This is a genomic window from Asticcacaulis sp. MM231 (assembly GCF_964186625.1).
Lineage (GTDB): Bacteria > Pseudomonadota > Alphaproteobacteria > Caulobacterales > Caulobacteraceae > Asticcacaulis.
The window spans coordinates 1,774,325-1,788,672 of the sequence record NZ_OZ075108.1; the positions used below are offsets into that span (position 1 = coordinate 1,774,325).

Here is a 14,348-nt window from a genome sequence, read left to right on the forward strand (position 1 = left end):
GAAAAACCCGGTCCAAAAGGCCGGGTTTTTCTTTGAATAGAGAAGACTTGGGGCCACAGGCCCCAAACCCCATTAGAGCAGGGTCGCCAGTCGCAAAAACGCCTGCGGAGACACCTGCTCGGCGCGCTCGGTCGGCGTGATCCCGGCTTTTTCCAGCAAGGCCTCGCCACCAAGTGGCTTCAAAGACGCGCGCAGCATCTTACGGCGCTGACCAAAAGCGGCGGCGGTGACCTTTTCCAAATTCTTGATAATGGCCTTCTCAGGCCGTTCGGCTTTGGGCTTCAAGCCGACCACGGCGCTGTCGACCTTGGGCGGTGGCGTAAAGGCCCGCGCCGGCAAATCCATCAGCTTTTCACAGTCGCACAGAACCTGCGCGATGACCGACAGGCGGCCATAATCGTTGTCGCCCACCGGCGCCACGACGCGCAAGGCCACCTCCAACTGGAACATCAGGGTCATGGAAAGCGGCTGCCACGGGCCGGTCAGCCATTTGATCAGCAGCGGCGTGCCGACATTGTAGGGCAGGTTCGAAACGATGTGAGCGAGCGGGGGCAGGCTGCGATCGGCCAGGGCCTGCTTCTCATTGACCTTCATGGCGTCGCCTTCGATGACCTCGAAGCGATCACCATAAACGCCATTGAGTTCACCGAGCAGTTCAATAAAGCGCCCGTCCATCTCGACAGCTATGATCTTGCTGGCTTCGGTTTCCAGCAAGGCGCGCGTCAGGCCGCCAGGGCCTGGCCCGACCTCTATCACCACATCGCCGTCGAACGGGCCGCCAAGGCGCACGATCTTGCGCGTGATGTTGAGATCGAGCAGGAAGTGCTGGCCGAAGCTCTTCTTGGCCATCAGGCCGTGGGCTTCCAGGCTTTCGCGTAAGGAGGGCAGTGTCATGATTTGGCTCGATTACGGCTGATCTCGTCAGCAGTTCGGATGGCGGCGAGCAGGCTATCAGCGCGTGCGATACCCTTGCCGGCGATGTTGAATCCGGTGCCGTGATCCGGTGATGTGCGAACAATGGGGAGGCCCAGCGTGATATTGACGCCACCCCAGAAATCGAGCGTCTTCAGCGGGATAAGGCCCTGATCATGATACATGCAAAGCACTGCGTCATACGTCAGGCGCGCTTCGTCGTGAAACAGCGTATCTGCCGGGTAGGGGCCTTTAATGTTGACGCTTTCATTCTGCAAGTAAAAAATCGCGGGGGTTATAATGTCGATTTCCTCGCGCCCAATGGTACCGTCTTCGCCGGCGTGAGGGTTGAGGCCGGCCATAACCAGACGTGGCGCGGGGATAGCGAAATCGCGGACCAGGGCCTTTTGGGTGATTTGGGCGAGTTCAACCAATCCTTCACGAGACAGGGCCATAGGCACGGCGCTCAGAGGTGTGTGGATCGTGGCCAGCACGACGCGTAGATCTTTCGCTGTCAGCATCATCACCGGCGTCGGCACGACGTTGCCTGCGCGGCAAAGGTCGGCGAGATATTCGGTATGGCCGGGGAATTTGAAGCCCGTGGCATAGAGCACAGACTTGGCGATCGGGCAGGTGACCAGCGCGCGGGCACGCCGCTCAAGGCACAGCTCAACGCCCTTGCTGATCCAGGCCACAATCTGCGGCGCATGAACACTATCAGGCTCGCCGGTGACCACAGCCACGGTCAGAGGGATATCTAGTACCGGCAGGGCCGTTGAGAAGACTGAGGTGGTTTCGGCAACATCGGTTACGCGCGCCACCGGTACACCCTGAGCTTCCATCAGCGCGGCATCGCCGATCACGCAAAAGGCAAAACCAGTCTGATCTCTCAGACTGGTCCAGGCTTTCGCGGCAAGCTCAGGGCCGATCCCGCAGGGATCACCCAGGCTCATTACCAAAGGGGGGTTAGTGGCTTTCAATCGTTGCCGTGCTTCTGAGTTCGCGCAGATAACGGCGGCCGAGCATCGACAGGCGCTGATTGACAAGATTGGTCTCGACCTGCTGACGCGTCAGGGCGTTGTCGCCGGCCAGTTGGCGATCGCAAACATAGAGAATGTTCATGTTCTGGCTGTTGCGCATAGGCTCGGTCGTCTGATTGGCTTTGAGCGGACGCAGCGCGTCCGAGTAATTTGCCAGAAGCGTGCTGAGTTGGGCGTCGCCTAGATCGGTCACCTGAACGCTGCCGCTTGTCTTACCCAACTGTTCATCTACTGCTTCGCAACTATTGACGCGCGAACGGAAGCTGGTGAGCGCCGCCTGAGCGCTGCTGATATCAGCCGCACTGGCATTGGCTGGCAGGGGCACAGCCGCTTGCTTGATGCGGAACACCATGTCGGCATTGCCTTGGGTTTTCTGACGCATCAGATAGATGTAGGCGCCGTCCTTGGTGGTGATGGGCGGGCTCATCTGACCGGGCTCCAGGGTTTTGAGCACGTCCTCGACGGCAGGATCAATATTGCCCGACACCAGCCAGCCAGCGTCACCGCCATTGGCGGCCGAAGGGGCGCTGGAAAACTGACGCGCGACCGATTGGAAAGGGGCGACCTTTTGGGAAATCTGGTCGTAAAGTTGTTTGGCGCCTTGCTGCGCATTGGCCGGCGAGCCAGCCGAGGCGTTATCGATAAAGATTTCAGCCACCAGATACTGAGGCTTCTGGCCATCGGCGATGACCTTGTCCATCAGGGAATCGACCTGTGCCGTGCCAACACTGGCATTGGCATGGTAGCGACCGCCGACGAGGGTATTCCAGCCCGATTCCGCGGCAATTTGCGCCCGCAGCGTAGCGGGTTCGACGCCGACGCGCTTGAGTTCTGCCAGCAGTTGATCCGGCTTCAGATTGCTTTGAGCGGCCATGCGAGCGATTTCTTCATCGATATCGGCATCCGATACCTTGACCTTCCAGTGGTCCATTTCCTGTTGTTGCAGGCGCTCGTCGATCAGGCTGTTGATAGCCTGTTGCTGGAAAGCAGCGTAGTTTTCCTGGGTGACCTGGACGCCGGATGTGACGATCAGCAGCAACATGCGCTGCTTCAGATCATAGGACGTGACCATGTCGTTATTGACCGACGTCAGGATGCCTTCGCCAAGCGGCGGAAGTTGTGGCGCCTGCGTATCGGGCGCCAAAGCCGGTTGGGATGCCAGGGCGGCGTCGCCAGTATCCGGCGTGCTCTGGCCAAAGCCTTGAGCACAGGCAGCACCGGCGCTTAAGGCCAAGATGGCGGCCAGAGCCAGAGTAGGACCGTTCAGAAGCTTGGACATGATAAAGCCAGCAGAATGAGGAGTGGAAGTGGGCATGGTATGAAGGCTTGACCTGATTTTAGCGAACATCATTAAAATTAACAGGTGATGTTCCTAATGTGGTTAAGTTAAGGCGGAAGAATATCGAGGATGAAGGCTTACCATTAATGGCGGTGAGTTGGGTGTCGTTTCGCTGATAGACCAGCTCAAACCAGCTACAATCGTCACGATAGATGAGGCTGACCGTCGAACGCCGCCAGGTGTCCAGAACCATATCACGATCAAGACGCGCAGAAACACCCCAGTGCGACGTTACGAAATGACGGGCGTAAAGCTGGACGTTGCGATAGTTATCACCGAAGCGTTGCAGTTCACCGTTCACAACTGGAACCGCTAAGTTGTTAATCTGGTTGACCGTCAGGACATTGTTGACGATGTAACGCAAGGTCGCCAAGGTGTTGAGGCTCGACATTGACAGGCCATATTCCCCCTGGCTCAAACGTCCGGAAACCCCGTCAAGACGGAGACGGGTGTAGCCATTTATGCCCTTGCCGGTATTGAAGCTGCCATCAACAATCCAGTCTGAATTTTTGCTGCCAAGGCCGGTAGGGTCATAGACATAAGTGCCTGCATAGGCGCCGGACGCGATGGTTACGGTCTGCAGAAACTGGCTTTCGGGCTTGTCGCGCAAAACCCGTCCTACAAGACCCTCAAGTTTAAGACCTGTGTCAAAGTTAAGTTCCGAACGAAGACCCAGGTTGAGGCGGGCGCCGGATTCATAAATATCAAATCCAGGGGACTTGTTGACAGAGAACAGAGTCGTTTCGTCGAATTCAAACGAACGGCTGTCTTCGGTCGGGAGATAGTCATTGGTTTTGGTGTCCGGCGAAACAGCAAATTGCGCGGTAGGTTCAATGATGGCCGTAAAGCCTTTGAATTTTTTGAACAAAGGGTAGCTGAGATTTAAGCCTGTTGTGGCCAGATCACGATTGACCTCACCTTCGAGGCCATTTGCATCAAGGTTTGTAACCTTGTAATAGTCGTGTCTAAAGTCAAAGAACGGGCCCCATTTCAGGCCGCCGCGTGTGGTCATATCGCCATACCAGGACGCACCGGCGCTTACGCGAGAGGTGTCATAACCCGTAACACCGTCCGATGCCTCCGGAGCCCCTATATCAATAGCTCTGAGACCGTAAACGTCCGTCGACAGCCGCTTATGATATATGCCAATGGCATTGGCTGACAGCGTGAGTTGCCCCCCCAGCAAGCGGGTTTTGGGTGACCAGTAGGCTTCAATCTGCGGTGCAATCGTTGGATAGAAATCGGAGCTGACCGCGTAAGGCTGGGTGAGGTCGGCATCAAGATACCCTCCAACCTGCATGCTCTGGAAATTCGCCATGGTTAAGGCGAAATAGGCCGTGGGGGTTTGACGTGTCACGTTAATCTGATTGATTAGCTGTCGTGAATCCACCGTCAGGTCGCCGACCTTCTCAAAAGCGCCATCGATATTGTACCGCTCAAAGAAATTTGCATAGTCACCGCGTGCATCACCACTGGGGTCTTTGACATGTTGAGCCGTAAAGCTCCAGCGCCAGGCCTCGTTGATTTTGAAGGCGCCATCCGCCAAAAGATAATCGCGCGTGGCGGCAAGGCCGTGACGCTCACCGCTATTATCAAAGAAGCTTTCGTTGGTGAAACCAAAACGGGCTCTGAATGTGCCGGAATAAAACTGGCGCTTATATTCCAAGTTCATCAGCGGGTTGACGCTGGCGTTAAGCTGCGGGCTAAGAATGATATAAGAATAGGGCGAAATTGACCACAAATAGGGCTGCTCATACGAGAGGCCACGCTTGCGATCGGTGCTGATCTTCGGTGGCAGGAAGCCCGATGCGCGTTCAAGTTCCGGGTCAGGTGTCCAGAGGTAGGGAGAATAGAGGACGGGTACGCCATGGATTTTCACAACAGCATTGTTGTAATAAACCATTTTCTTGTCTTTGCGCTGGGTAATCTTACCCGCTTCGATCGACCAGGTTGGTGACTGCGTTGTGCCTTTCTTTACGCAGAGCTGGCAGGGCGTATAGATGACATTGATCAGGCGATTAACATCGGGATTAACTTGCTCAAGGCGGCGCGCGAACACCTTGGTATTGTTCTTGGCCATCAGCGCGAAGTTTTCGCTGTAACCCGACTCCATGTTGTCGTCATAGGTAATGGAGTCGGCAAACTGAACGCTGCCGTCTTCGTTGATCGTCTGGGTGTGCCCTTTGGCTATGGTCACGCCAGTGTTGGCATTTGAGGTCACCGTATCAGCGCGGATGGTGCGGCCATTAAGGCGCATCTGAACATTGCCGGAAGCCTCAGTGAGGCCTTCTTCATCGATGCGCTTTATCTGATCAGCTTCGATAAAGGAAACGCCTTTAGCCAGTCCGTCCGTACCTGGCGTGGTTTCTGTGCGGCCGTCATTGCTGGCTTTCGAGGCAACCGTGACGGCGCCTGCCTGGGCCATGGCCAGTTCAAAAGCAAGTTGCGTGCCGGTTATGCTCTTGCCATCTGCGGCATCTGCCGTAGAGGCTTGCGCCATGGCCGAAGCGCCGCAACCCACGCCCATGGTCATGAGGGTTACGAGGCCCGCTCCGAGATACAGTGAATAGCGCTTCATCATGCCTTACAGCTTAAGTCCCGTAGCAAATCATCAGTTATGGTTGCGTTCGGCGCCGCGAAACTGCCGTGGTCGCAAGGTGTGAGTCCGTGTGTATAGCATACTAAACCGTGGTGAGAATCACCAACACACGCGAGCTTATCTTTTTTAGCCGTCTTCTGTGTAAACGATCAGCGTCATGGCGGCTAGCATGGCAAGAACGGCCGGCGACCACCCGGCCAGAAAGATCGGGATAACGCCCGCCTTGCCCATGGATGAAAACAACTGATTGACGAAGAAAATGACAAAACCAAGGCTTATGCCTGAAATCACCAGGCCCGTCATACCACCAAGCCGCATCAGACGCAGACTGAACACGGCGCCGAGTGCTGTCATGGCCGCGAACATCAGCGGCGTGGACAGAAGTTGATGCAGCTTAAGTTCATACATCGCCGTTGAAAAGCCGGAGATACGGTTCTGATTGATAAGTCCCGGCAGGCGCCAGAAAGGCACGGCCTGGGTAGAGGCGTATTTTTTGAATGCTTTCTGCGGATCGAGATTCGACGGAATGGTCAGCACGTCATAGGCCGGAACTGCAGGGCCTTCGACACTGGCCTCGCGGGCATTTTTTAGTTGCCAGAAACCGGCACGCAGGGTGGCTTCCTGGGCATCGATACGTTTGCGGAAAACTGGCACCTGCTTGCCATCGATATCATAGACCCAGAAGGTCACGCCCTTGAGGTGGCCTATAACCTCATCCTGGCTTTCGGCGCGTATAACGATCTGCTGGCTGCCTTCACCTTGACGCAGGTAGATGGCGCCCATGTCCTTAACATCGGCGTCATGATTGATCTTGCCTACGACCTTGTCATAATGGTCGCTAAGCCTCGACGCCACAGGGTTGAAGACGCCAATGGTCAGCAGGCCAAAGGCGAAGGCGAGAATAGCGGCGGGCGTGACGAACCGCCACGCTGATACGCCAGCAGCCCGCATAGCGATCAGTTCGCTGCGACGGTTGAGATTGACGAAGGCAAACAGTGAGCCGAAGAGAAAAGCAAATGGTAAAAGGACAAGGATTGAACCTGGTGATTTCTCAAGCATCAGTCCGATCACAGACAGTCCGGAAACTTCAGCCTTGGCGCCGAGGTTTTTAGAAATACTTACATATTCAATGAGGAAAATCAGGCTGGAGACGATCATCAGCGCTGACGCAAATGCCTGAATGCAGGTTTGAAGAATATAGGTTTCCAGCCGGCTTGTACGCCAGGGATTAAGGTATGCCAAAATGCCGAGGACGGGCTGGCCACGTTGAAAATTCATCGATCCGTCCCCGCTCACAAAGGTTTCAATACGTTCCGGTCGCTGACGACGCGGGAACGTGAAACGAGGTTACTGCCGTCATGCCTGCGGATCATGTGCAGGCAGTAAACAATCGGGATCATAGGTACGACATATTGCAGAACGTTGATGATATAGGCCGAAGCACTAGCGGTTTCGACTACGACGCCAAATATGCGTGTCGCTGCTGCTGCGGCGGCTGCGAGGGCAATACGCTGGGCATAGCCGTTACGGCTGAACTTGCCACCTAGCACGCTGACAATGGCCAGCAGAACAAAAGCCAGATTGTAGAGCGGGTTGGCCAGACGCGCATTGGCTTCGGCATAGTATTTCGGCTGCGCCATTTTCTCGAAATCATAGCTGATCGGCGCGATCAGTTCGTGCATATAGCGATCACCTTCCTTGTACTGCAGGAAGTCGTCACTGGCGAAATAGGAGGTGATGTCGAAGCTGTACTCGTCCCAGGTCAGGTGATCCAGAACGCCGGGCGACGCCAGTTGCTGGTTGGAGCCATGGCGCATGACCAGGATAGAACTGCCATCTATCTTCTTGATGCGGCCTTCCTTGGCGGCGAAGGTCTGATCCTTGCCATCCTTGCCGGCGGTGCGAATGAATATCTGGCGCAGCAGCCCGTTTTGGTCAATGCGCTGCACATAGATGGTCAGGCCTGTCTCGGAAGTAGAAAAATCCCCCTCCCTGATGAGACTTGAGATCAGGTCGTTCTTGACGTCATAGAGTTCGTGCCGCATGGCGCGCGACGACCATGGCTGGAGGTAAAGATTTGCCGTCAGACTGATCAGGGTGAAATAGATGCCAATGCGAATGATGGGGTAGGCGACGCGCATCAGCGACATGCCGCTGGCGTAGGCCGCCGTGAATTCATGCTCACCCTGCATCCGGGTCAGCGCCACAAGCGTGCCGACGAAAAGGGCGATCGGGAAAATCAGCCCGGCGAGTTGCGGCATGGAGAGAAGGGTGATTTTGGCGAAAACCCACGCGCTCTGGCCGCGCTCCACCACCAGGTCGAACTGGGTCAAGGACTGGCTCAGGAGGGCAATCGCCGTTAGCGCCACCACTGCCCCGCCGACCGGCACGATCAGTTGGCGAAATATGTAGCGGTCGAGTGTGCGCATGCTTGAGGCAGATCCATCAAAACCCGGATTTCATGCCCCTTGTGACTGCTTACGGGGTTAATTACAAGCCACAGGTTGGAGCAGCGCTAAAAAATTGAACACTTATGTACAGATCGTGGCACGATAACCGCTCTGATGGCGGTCGCGAGTAACAAAAAAGTTGCAAAAAACACTTCTGTCACGGGGGGAAAAGGGGCATAGACCGTAAAGATGCGCCGCGTCAAAACGGTCACAACCTTCGGAGATTGCCATGAGCCAGCCCACCATTACCCTTGCTACCAAGCCCACCGATAAGAGCTGTCTGGCTGTCATTCTGGGAGATGGGGAGGCGCAAAGCAAAGGATTTTCTGCTCTTGATTCGGCGGTGGCCGAAGAGATCAAATCTTTGCTGTCGGTTGTAAACTTCAAGGCCACGCGGGGTAAAGCACAACTGTTGAACCGATCCGAGGGCGTCGTGATCGCTGTGGGCGGCGGCGACCTGACGAAGCTCGACACAGTGGCCATGGAAACCATCGCCGCCAGCCTTTATCATGCAACGAAAGCCTCTGGCTTTGAAGCCTTAAGCCTCGATGTGACAGGCTATAGCGCCGAACTCGCAGCCCATGCCGTTCTGGCGTTGCATCTGGCTGCCTACCGTTTCGACAAGTATTTTGGCCAGGCCAAGCTTGATAAGGCGCCAACTCTGAAAAACATCACCGTGGTGTGTGACGATGTGGCAGCAGCGGAAGCGGCCTATGTGCCGCTCGGTGCGCTTCGCGAAGGCATTGTGTTTGCCCGCGATCTGGTGTCGGAACCGGCCAATATTCTGTACCCGCAATCCTATGCTGACCGCGTGAAGGCTTATGAAAATATCGGTCTCAAGGTCGAGGTTTTGGGCGAGCCAGAAATGGAAAAACTCGGCATGCATTCGCTGCTGGGCGTAGGTTTGGGGTCGCGCAAGGAATTGAAGCTTGTGGTCATGCAATGGTTTGGCGCCGCAGATCAAAAAGCCCAGCCGATCGCCTTTGTCGGCAAGGGTGTGACGTTCGACACCGGCGGTATCTCGATCAAGCCGGCCGAAGGCATGGAAGACATGAAGTGGGACATGGGCGGCTCGGCGGCTGTGGTCGGCACAATGGTAGCTCTGGCCGGTCGCAAGGCCAAGGTCAATGCCATTGGCATCATTGGTCTCGTAGAAAACATGCCGGACGGCAATGCGCAGCGCCCCGGCGATGTGGTCAAGGCGATGTCCGGCACCACGATCGAGGTCATCAACACAGACGCCGAAGGGCGTCTCGTTCTGGCCGACGCCCTGTGGTATTGCCAGGACCGTTTCAAGCCGCAGTTCATGATCGATCTCGCCACCCTGACCGGCGCCATGATCATTGCGCTCGGCATGGATTATGCCGGTGTTTTCAGTAACAACGACGAACTGGCTGAGAAAATCAGTGAAGCGTCGAAAAGCGTACTCGAAAATACGTGGCGCATGCCCTTGCCGGTGCAGTACGAGAAGCAGATCGATTCCAAGATTGCCGATATCCGCAATATCGGTGGCCGGCCGGCCGGCTCGATCACGGCCGCGCTCTTCCTGCAACGCTTCGTTAATGGCACGCCGTGGGCGCACATGGATATCGCACCGGTGGCCTGGACCAACGAACAGCGTATCCCGACTGTGCCGGAAGGTGCTACCGGCTTCGGCGTTCGCACCCTGAACGCGCTGGTCGCCAAATTTTACGAGGGCTAAATCTTGCCCGACATCTGGTTCTATCATCTCGAAAAAACACCGCTTCCGCAGGTCCTGCCGGACCTGCTGGAAAAGGTGGTGCAGAAGGGCTGGCGCGCTTACGTGCATGGCCACGAGGATGACAAGATTGACGTCCTGAATGGCCAGTTATGGACCTACAATCCGGCGTCATTTCTCGCACATGGGCTTGAAAGCGAAGGATCGGCTAACCGCCAGTCAGTCCTTTTGGGTACGTCCGGCGGCATGGCCAATAGTCCGCAGGTTTATGTATCGGTGGCGCCTGTCGATTTACCGGATGTTAGCGGTATGGAGCGCTGTCTTATAGTGTTTGAAGGCGCCGACGACGACCACCTGGCGTGGGCGCGCATGCAATGGAAGCGTATGAAATCGGAGGGACTCGATCTGGCCTACTGGAAACAAAATACGCAAGGACGATGGGAGAAGATGCAATGACGAATTACGTTGGCAAATTACATCAGCGGCATCTGGTTTTCGCCTTATCGATCATAGCCTTGGTTTCATGTTCTTCCGTACCCGAAGCGCCGGTCCGGCAAGCGCCGCCGGTGACGCAAACCCCGGTTTATCGCCCGATGACACCTTCTGCGCCACCGCCTGCCGCCTACAAGCCGATGGCGGATGACCAGTGCGGCGCTAGCGATCTGCAATATCTTATCGGTAAGCCGCGCACCGACATACCTGTGCCGCTCAATCCAGGCGCGCGTCGCGTTGTGTGTTCGAGTTGTATCGTAACGCAGGAATTTCGTGCCGATCGTCAGACCATTATATTCGATACGGACACCGGCATAGTGCAATCTGTTAAGTGTGGATAGTGTAAGGTAGGTTTATTAGCGATAGTCGACTGAAATTCTTGATGCTACCTTGAGTTATGCTCGTCGGACGAATCAATGGCCTGTATCGCTGGGGTCAAGGAAGCTGTCCTTTATATTCCCGAACGTGCCAAAAGCGTGAGCGTATGGAAAAAAGACTGATAGCGGAGGGCAGGCCAGCAGAAATTCTGCTTGTGGATGACAATCGCGGTGACGCCTTGCTGGCTTCGCATGCCTTCAAGGATTTTCTGCGTCGCCACGCAGCTTACCATTGCCTCGACGGGTGAAATGGCTTTGTCCATACTGGCGCGCGAAGGCGAGTATTTCGGAAAGCCTTTACCCGATCTGATCATGCTCGATCTCCAACTACCCAAGATGAGCGGTGTCGATGTGCTGCGTCACATTAAGACACACCCACGTTTCAAGCACATTCCGGTGATCGTGATGTCCAATTCCGGTGCGGTACACAATATACTTAAAAGCTATCAACTGCACGCCAATGCTTACGTAATCAAACCCGTCGACCTGGCGAAATTCCGTGACGCCATCACCCTTATCGAACAGTTCTTTTTCCTACTGGCATCCGTGCCTGCGCTCGATATAGACGCATAGAGGAGAGTACGCCTTGCAGGACCCCCAGCACATCACTATGCCCGTTCAATCCGACGCCTCCGAAGAATTCAAGGATTTCGCCTATATCGTCTCCCACGATCTTGCCGGGCCGGTGCGCTCCATGGTGGCGTTTTCCCAACTGTTGAAGGAAAATATGCCGGCTGCCGAAAAGGCGGAGGACCAGCTTCATCTCGATCTGATTGTGGAGAGCGGTCAAAAACTGGGTGACATGATCCAGGGCTTGCTGGCTTTTTCGCGTCTCAACACCGTGCCGCGCAGCCGTGCCTTGGTCGAACTCGAAATCGTGGTGGCGCGCTGCTACATGCAATTGCAACCACAACTCGACGCCACCAAGGGCCATTTCAATTATCCGCGCATGCCTGAGGTATCGGCTGATGCCCAACAGATGCAGACGGTCTTTTACAGTCTGCTCGATAATGCACTGAAATTTCGCAAACCTGACGTAGCGCCCGATATCCGTATTCGCTGCGACAAGACCAGTGATTTCTGGGAATTCAGCGTTTCGGACAGCGGCATAGGTATCGACCCGCTGTTTTACGATGATGTCTTCCGGCCGTTGCGCAAGCTGCATACCGACGAGGTTTATCCGGGAGTCGGCATGGGCCTGACCTTAACGCGCAAAATCATCCTGGCGCATGGCGGACAGATATGGCTTGAGCCATCCGACATGGGGGGGCTGAAGGTCAGGTTCACCCTTCCGCGCTAAACAAAAAGGCCGCCACTTAAAGTGACGGCCTTTTTTATACGGTCAAACGCCGGCCTCGGCCTTGGCGTTTTCATAGATCTCGGCGGCGATCATCCATTCACCTTCGAGCCTGACGACGTCGCTTTCCAGCCTGGCCTTATCCTTGCCAAGGCTGATGGACTTGGCTTGATCCTTGTAAAGGTCCGGATCGGCCAGTTTCAGATCCAGTAACTTGATCTGATTGTTGGTCGTCTCGATAAGGCGCTCCAGATCATCAGCCTTCTTTTTCAAGGGGGCTATGGCATTGCGCGCGGCCGCGGCGGCCTTGCGGGCCTCCTTGGAATTGACCTGCGGGCCCTTTTTGTCTCCTTGGGTCGCGGCGGCTTCCTCGCGCGTCGCCGTCTTGGCGCGCTCGATGACCAGCTTGGCGTAATCATCCATACTGCCGGTATAGGTTTTCACCGTCCCGTCGTTGACCAGCCACAGCTTGTCGGCCACCAGTTCGATGAGCGAGCGGTCGTGGGTGATCATCAGCACGGCGCCTTCGTAATCATTGAGGGCGTCGAGCAGGGCGCGGCGACTATCGATATCCAGGTGGTTGGTCGGTTCGTCGAGGATCAGCAGGTGCGGCCTGTCCATCGACACCATGTTGAGCAGCAGACGGGCGCGTTCACCACCGGAAAGGTCCTTGACCTTGGTCTCGACCTTTTGCGCGCCCATGCCGAAGGAGCCGAGGCGCGAACGGCGCTTGGCCTCGGTTTCATCGGGGCGCGCGCGGCGGATCATCTCCAGCGGCGTATCTTCCGGGTCCATCGCTTCGATCTGGTGCTGGTGGAACCAGGCCACGGTCATGCGGCGATCGCGCCATTGGGTGCCGTGGCTTTCCGTCAGTGCGCCGGCCAGCAGCTTGGCGAAGGTGGATTTACCGGCGCCGTTGACGCCAAGCACGCCGATACGGTCATCGGGATCGAGACGCACATTCATATGACGCAGGATGACAGTATCACCGTAACCGACGCTGGCATCATCGAGACGCACGATCGGCGGCGCCAGTTGCTTTTCCGGCGAGGGAATTACGAAAGGCGCGACGCGATCTTCGATGGTGGCGGAGATTGGCGGCAGCTTTTCCAGCTTCTTCATGCGCGATTGCGCCTGTGACGCCTTGGAGGCCTTTGCGCGGAAGCGATCAACGAAGGCCTGCAGGTGGGCGCGTTCAGCTTCCTGTTTGGCGGCATTGGCAGAGTTCAGGCGGGCCTTTTCGGCGCGCATGCGCTCAAAGTTGTCATAGCCACCGGTGTAATAGTCGAGACGTTGGCCAACCACGTGGACAATGGCATCAACCAATTCATTGAGCAGGTCGCGGTCGTGGGAGATCATCAAAGCAGCATTGGGATAGCGCTTGAGGCGTGCTTCCAGCCATAGCGCGCCTTCGAGATCGAGATAGTTGGTCGGCTCATCGAGCAGCAACAGGTCGGGTTCGGCGAGCAGGGCGCCGGCCAGCGCCGCGCGCATTCGCCAGCCACCGGAGAAATCCGAGATCGGGCGCGTCAGGTCGGCATTGGAGAAGCCGAGACCGCTCAGAATTTCCGCGGCCTTGGCCGGCGCACGATCAGCGCCGATGGCGTAGAGGTCGTGGTGGATTTCCGCCTGGTGCATCGGATCGGCGGTCTCCAGCGCGGCCAGCAGGTCACGACGGCGAACATCGAGATCGAGCACTTCATCTATCAGGTGCTTTGGCGAGGCGGCGATTTCCTGATCGACGGAGGCGATGCGCCAGGATTTGGGTGTGGTTATGTCGCCGCCGCCGGGCTGAGCACGGCCAAGAATGAGCTTGAAAAGGGTCGATTTGCCGACACCGTTCAGGCCGACCAGACCGGCCTTCGTGCCTGGCGGCAGGCTCAGCGTGGCGCCATCGAAAAAGCGGCGGCCGTAGGCGTCGTACACCAGGTTGGTAATCTGCAACATTTGACTAAAAACTTTAGAATTTACGGGTTGGCGAATGCGTTCGGTGTCGCTATAAGCCCCCGTGTCAGAAATCAAAAGAGCGCAAAGCAAGAATAATTGTACCCACCCGCTTATTTTGCTCTCTTTTGAATTCTGACACGAGTTTTCACACAAAGAACCGTCTGCTCTTTAAAGAGCAGACGGGGCAACTTTAAAT

12 protein-coding genes are annotated in these 14,348 nt (G+C 56.2%); 5 read left to right on the top strand and 7 right to left on the bottom strand.

What is annotated here, in order from left to right; translation table 11 throughout:
- Nucleotides 1–72 precede the first annotated feature (72 nt).
- The 6 genes from rsmA to lptF form a co-directional block, all read right to left on the bottom strand.
- Entirely contained in the window at nucleotides 73–894 is an 822-nt protein-coding gene (gene rsmA / locus ABQ278_RS08720; RefSeq protein ID WP_349319268.1) for a 16S rRNA (adenine(1518)-N(6)/adenine(1519)-N(6))-dimethyltransferase RsmA, read from the bottom strand.
- Nucleotides 891–1,865 carry a 4-hydroxythreonine-4-phosphate dehydrogenase PdxA gene (pdxA, locus tag ABQ278_RS08725; RefSeq protein ID WP_349319269.1) on the bottom strand — a complete coding sequence of 325 codons (975 nt, stop codon included), beginning with the start codon at nucleotides 1,863–1,865 and terminating at the stop codon, nucleotides 891–893. Before pdxA ends, rsmA begins: the two co-directional genes overlap by 4 nt.
- A gap of 13 nt (nucleotides 1,866–1,878) precedes the next feature.
- Nucleotides 1,879–3,231 carry a peptidylprolyl isomerase gene (locus ABQ278_RS08730; protein WP_349319270.1) on the bottom strand — a complete coding sequence of 451 codons (1,353 nt, stop codon included), beginning with the start codon at nucleotides 3,229–3,231 and terminating at the stop codon, nucleotides 1,879–1,881.
- Nucleotides 3,232–3,289: 58 nt separating this feature from the next.
- Nucleotides 3,290–5,872: an LPS assembly protein LptD gene (gene lptD, locus ABQ278_RS08735; RefSeq protein WP_349319271.1), complete on the bottom strand. Its 2,583-nt coding sequence runs from the start codon at nucleotides 5,870–5,872 to the stop codon at nucleotides 3,290–3,292.
- A 144-nt stretch (nucleotides 5,873–6,016) separates the two neighbouring features.
- A complete protein-coding gene (locus ABQ278_RS08740) occupies nucleotides 6,017–7,168 on the bottom strand; it encodes an LptF/LptG family permease (RefSeq protein WP_349319272.1) in 1,152 nt (383 codons plus the stop codon).
- 14 nt (nucleotides 7,169–7,182) lie between these two features.
- The gene (lptF, locus tag ABQ278_RS08745; protein WP_349319273.1) at nucleotides 7,183–8,319 is read right to left on the bottom strand and encodes an LPS export ABC transporter permease LptF; all 1,137 of its coding nucleotides are present in this window, start codon (nucleotides 8,317–8,319) and stop codon (nucleotides 7,183–7,185) included.
- 250 nt (nucleotides 8,320–8,569) lie between these two features.
- Here lptF and ABQ278_RS08750 point away from each other — a divergent pair, with 250 nt between their 5' ends.
- The 5 genes from ABQ278_RS08750 to ABQ278_RS08770 all read left to right on the top strand — a co-directional run bounded on the left by ABQ278_RS08750 (nucleotide 8,570) and on the right by ABQ278_RS08770 (nucleotide 12,208).
- Nucleotides 8,570–10,042, top strand: a complete 1,473-nt coding sequence (locus ABQ278_RS08750) for a leucyl aminopeptidase (RefSeq protein ID WP_349319274.1) — start codon at nucleotides 8,570–8,572, stop codon at nucleotides 10,040–10,042.
- 3 nt (nucleotides 10,043–10,045) lie between these two features.
- Nucleotides 10,046–10,495, top strand: a complete 450-nt coding sequence (locus ABQ278_RS08755) for a DNA polymerase III subunit chi (protein ID WP_349319275.1) — start codon at nucleotides 10,046–10,048, stop codon at nucleotides 10,493–10,495.
- Nucleotides 10,492–10,872, top strand: a complete 381-nt coding sequence (locus ABQ278_RS08760; protein WP_349319276.1) for a proteinase inhibitor i78 — start codon at nucleotides 10,492–10,494, stop codon at nucleotides 10,870–10,872. The genes ABQ278_RS08755 and ABQ278_RS08760 overlap by 4 nt, the downstream gene beginning before the upstream one ends.
- A 228-nt stretch (nucleotides 10,873–11,100) precedes the next feature.
- Nucleotides 11,101–11,481, top strand: coding sequence for a response regulator (locus ABQ278_RS08765; protein ID WP_349319277.1), 381 nt, complete (start codon nucleotides 11,101–11,103; stop codon nucleotides 11,479–11,481).
- Between the two features lie 37 nt (nucleotides 11,482–11,518).
- On the top strand, nucleotides 11,519–12,208 hold the full coding sequence (locus tag ABQ278_RS08770) for an ATP-binding protein (protein ID WP_349319278.1): 690 nt from the start codon (nucleotides 11,519–11,521) through the stop codon (nucleotides 12,206–12,208).
- Nucleotides 12,209–12,250: 42 nt separating this feature from the next.
- On the opposite strand, the gene ABQ278_RS08775 is transcribed toward ABQ278_RS08770, so the two are convergent.
- The gene (locus tag ABQ278_RS08775; RefSeq protein WP_349319279.1) at nucleotides 12,251–14,152 is read right to left on the bottom strand and encodes an ABC-F family ATP-binding cassette domain-containing protein; all 1,902 of its coding nucleotides are present in this window, start codon (nucleotides 14,150–14,152) and stop codon (nucleotides 12,251–12,253) included.
- Nucleotides 14,153–14,348 lie beyond the last annotated feature (196 nt).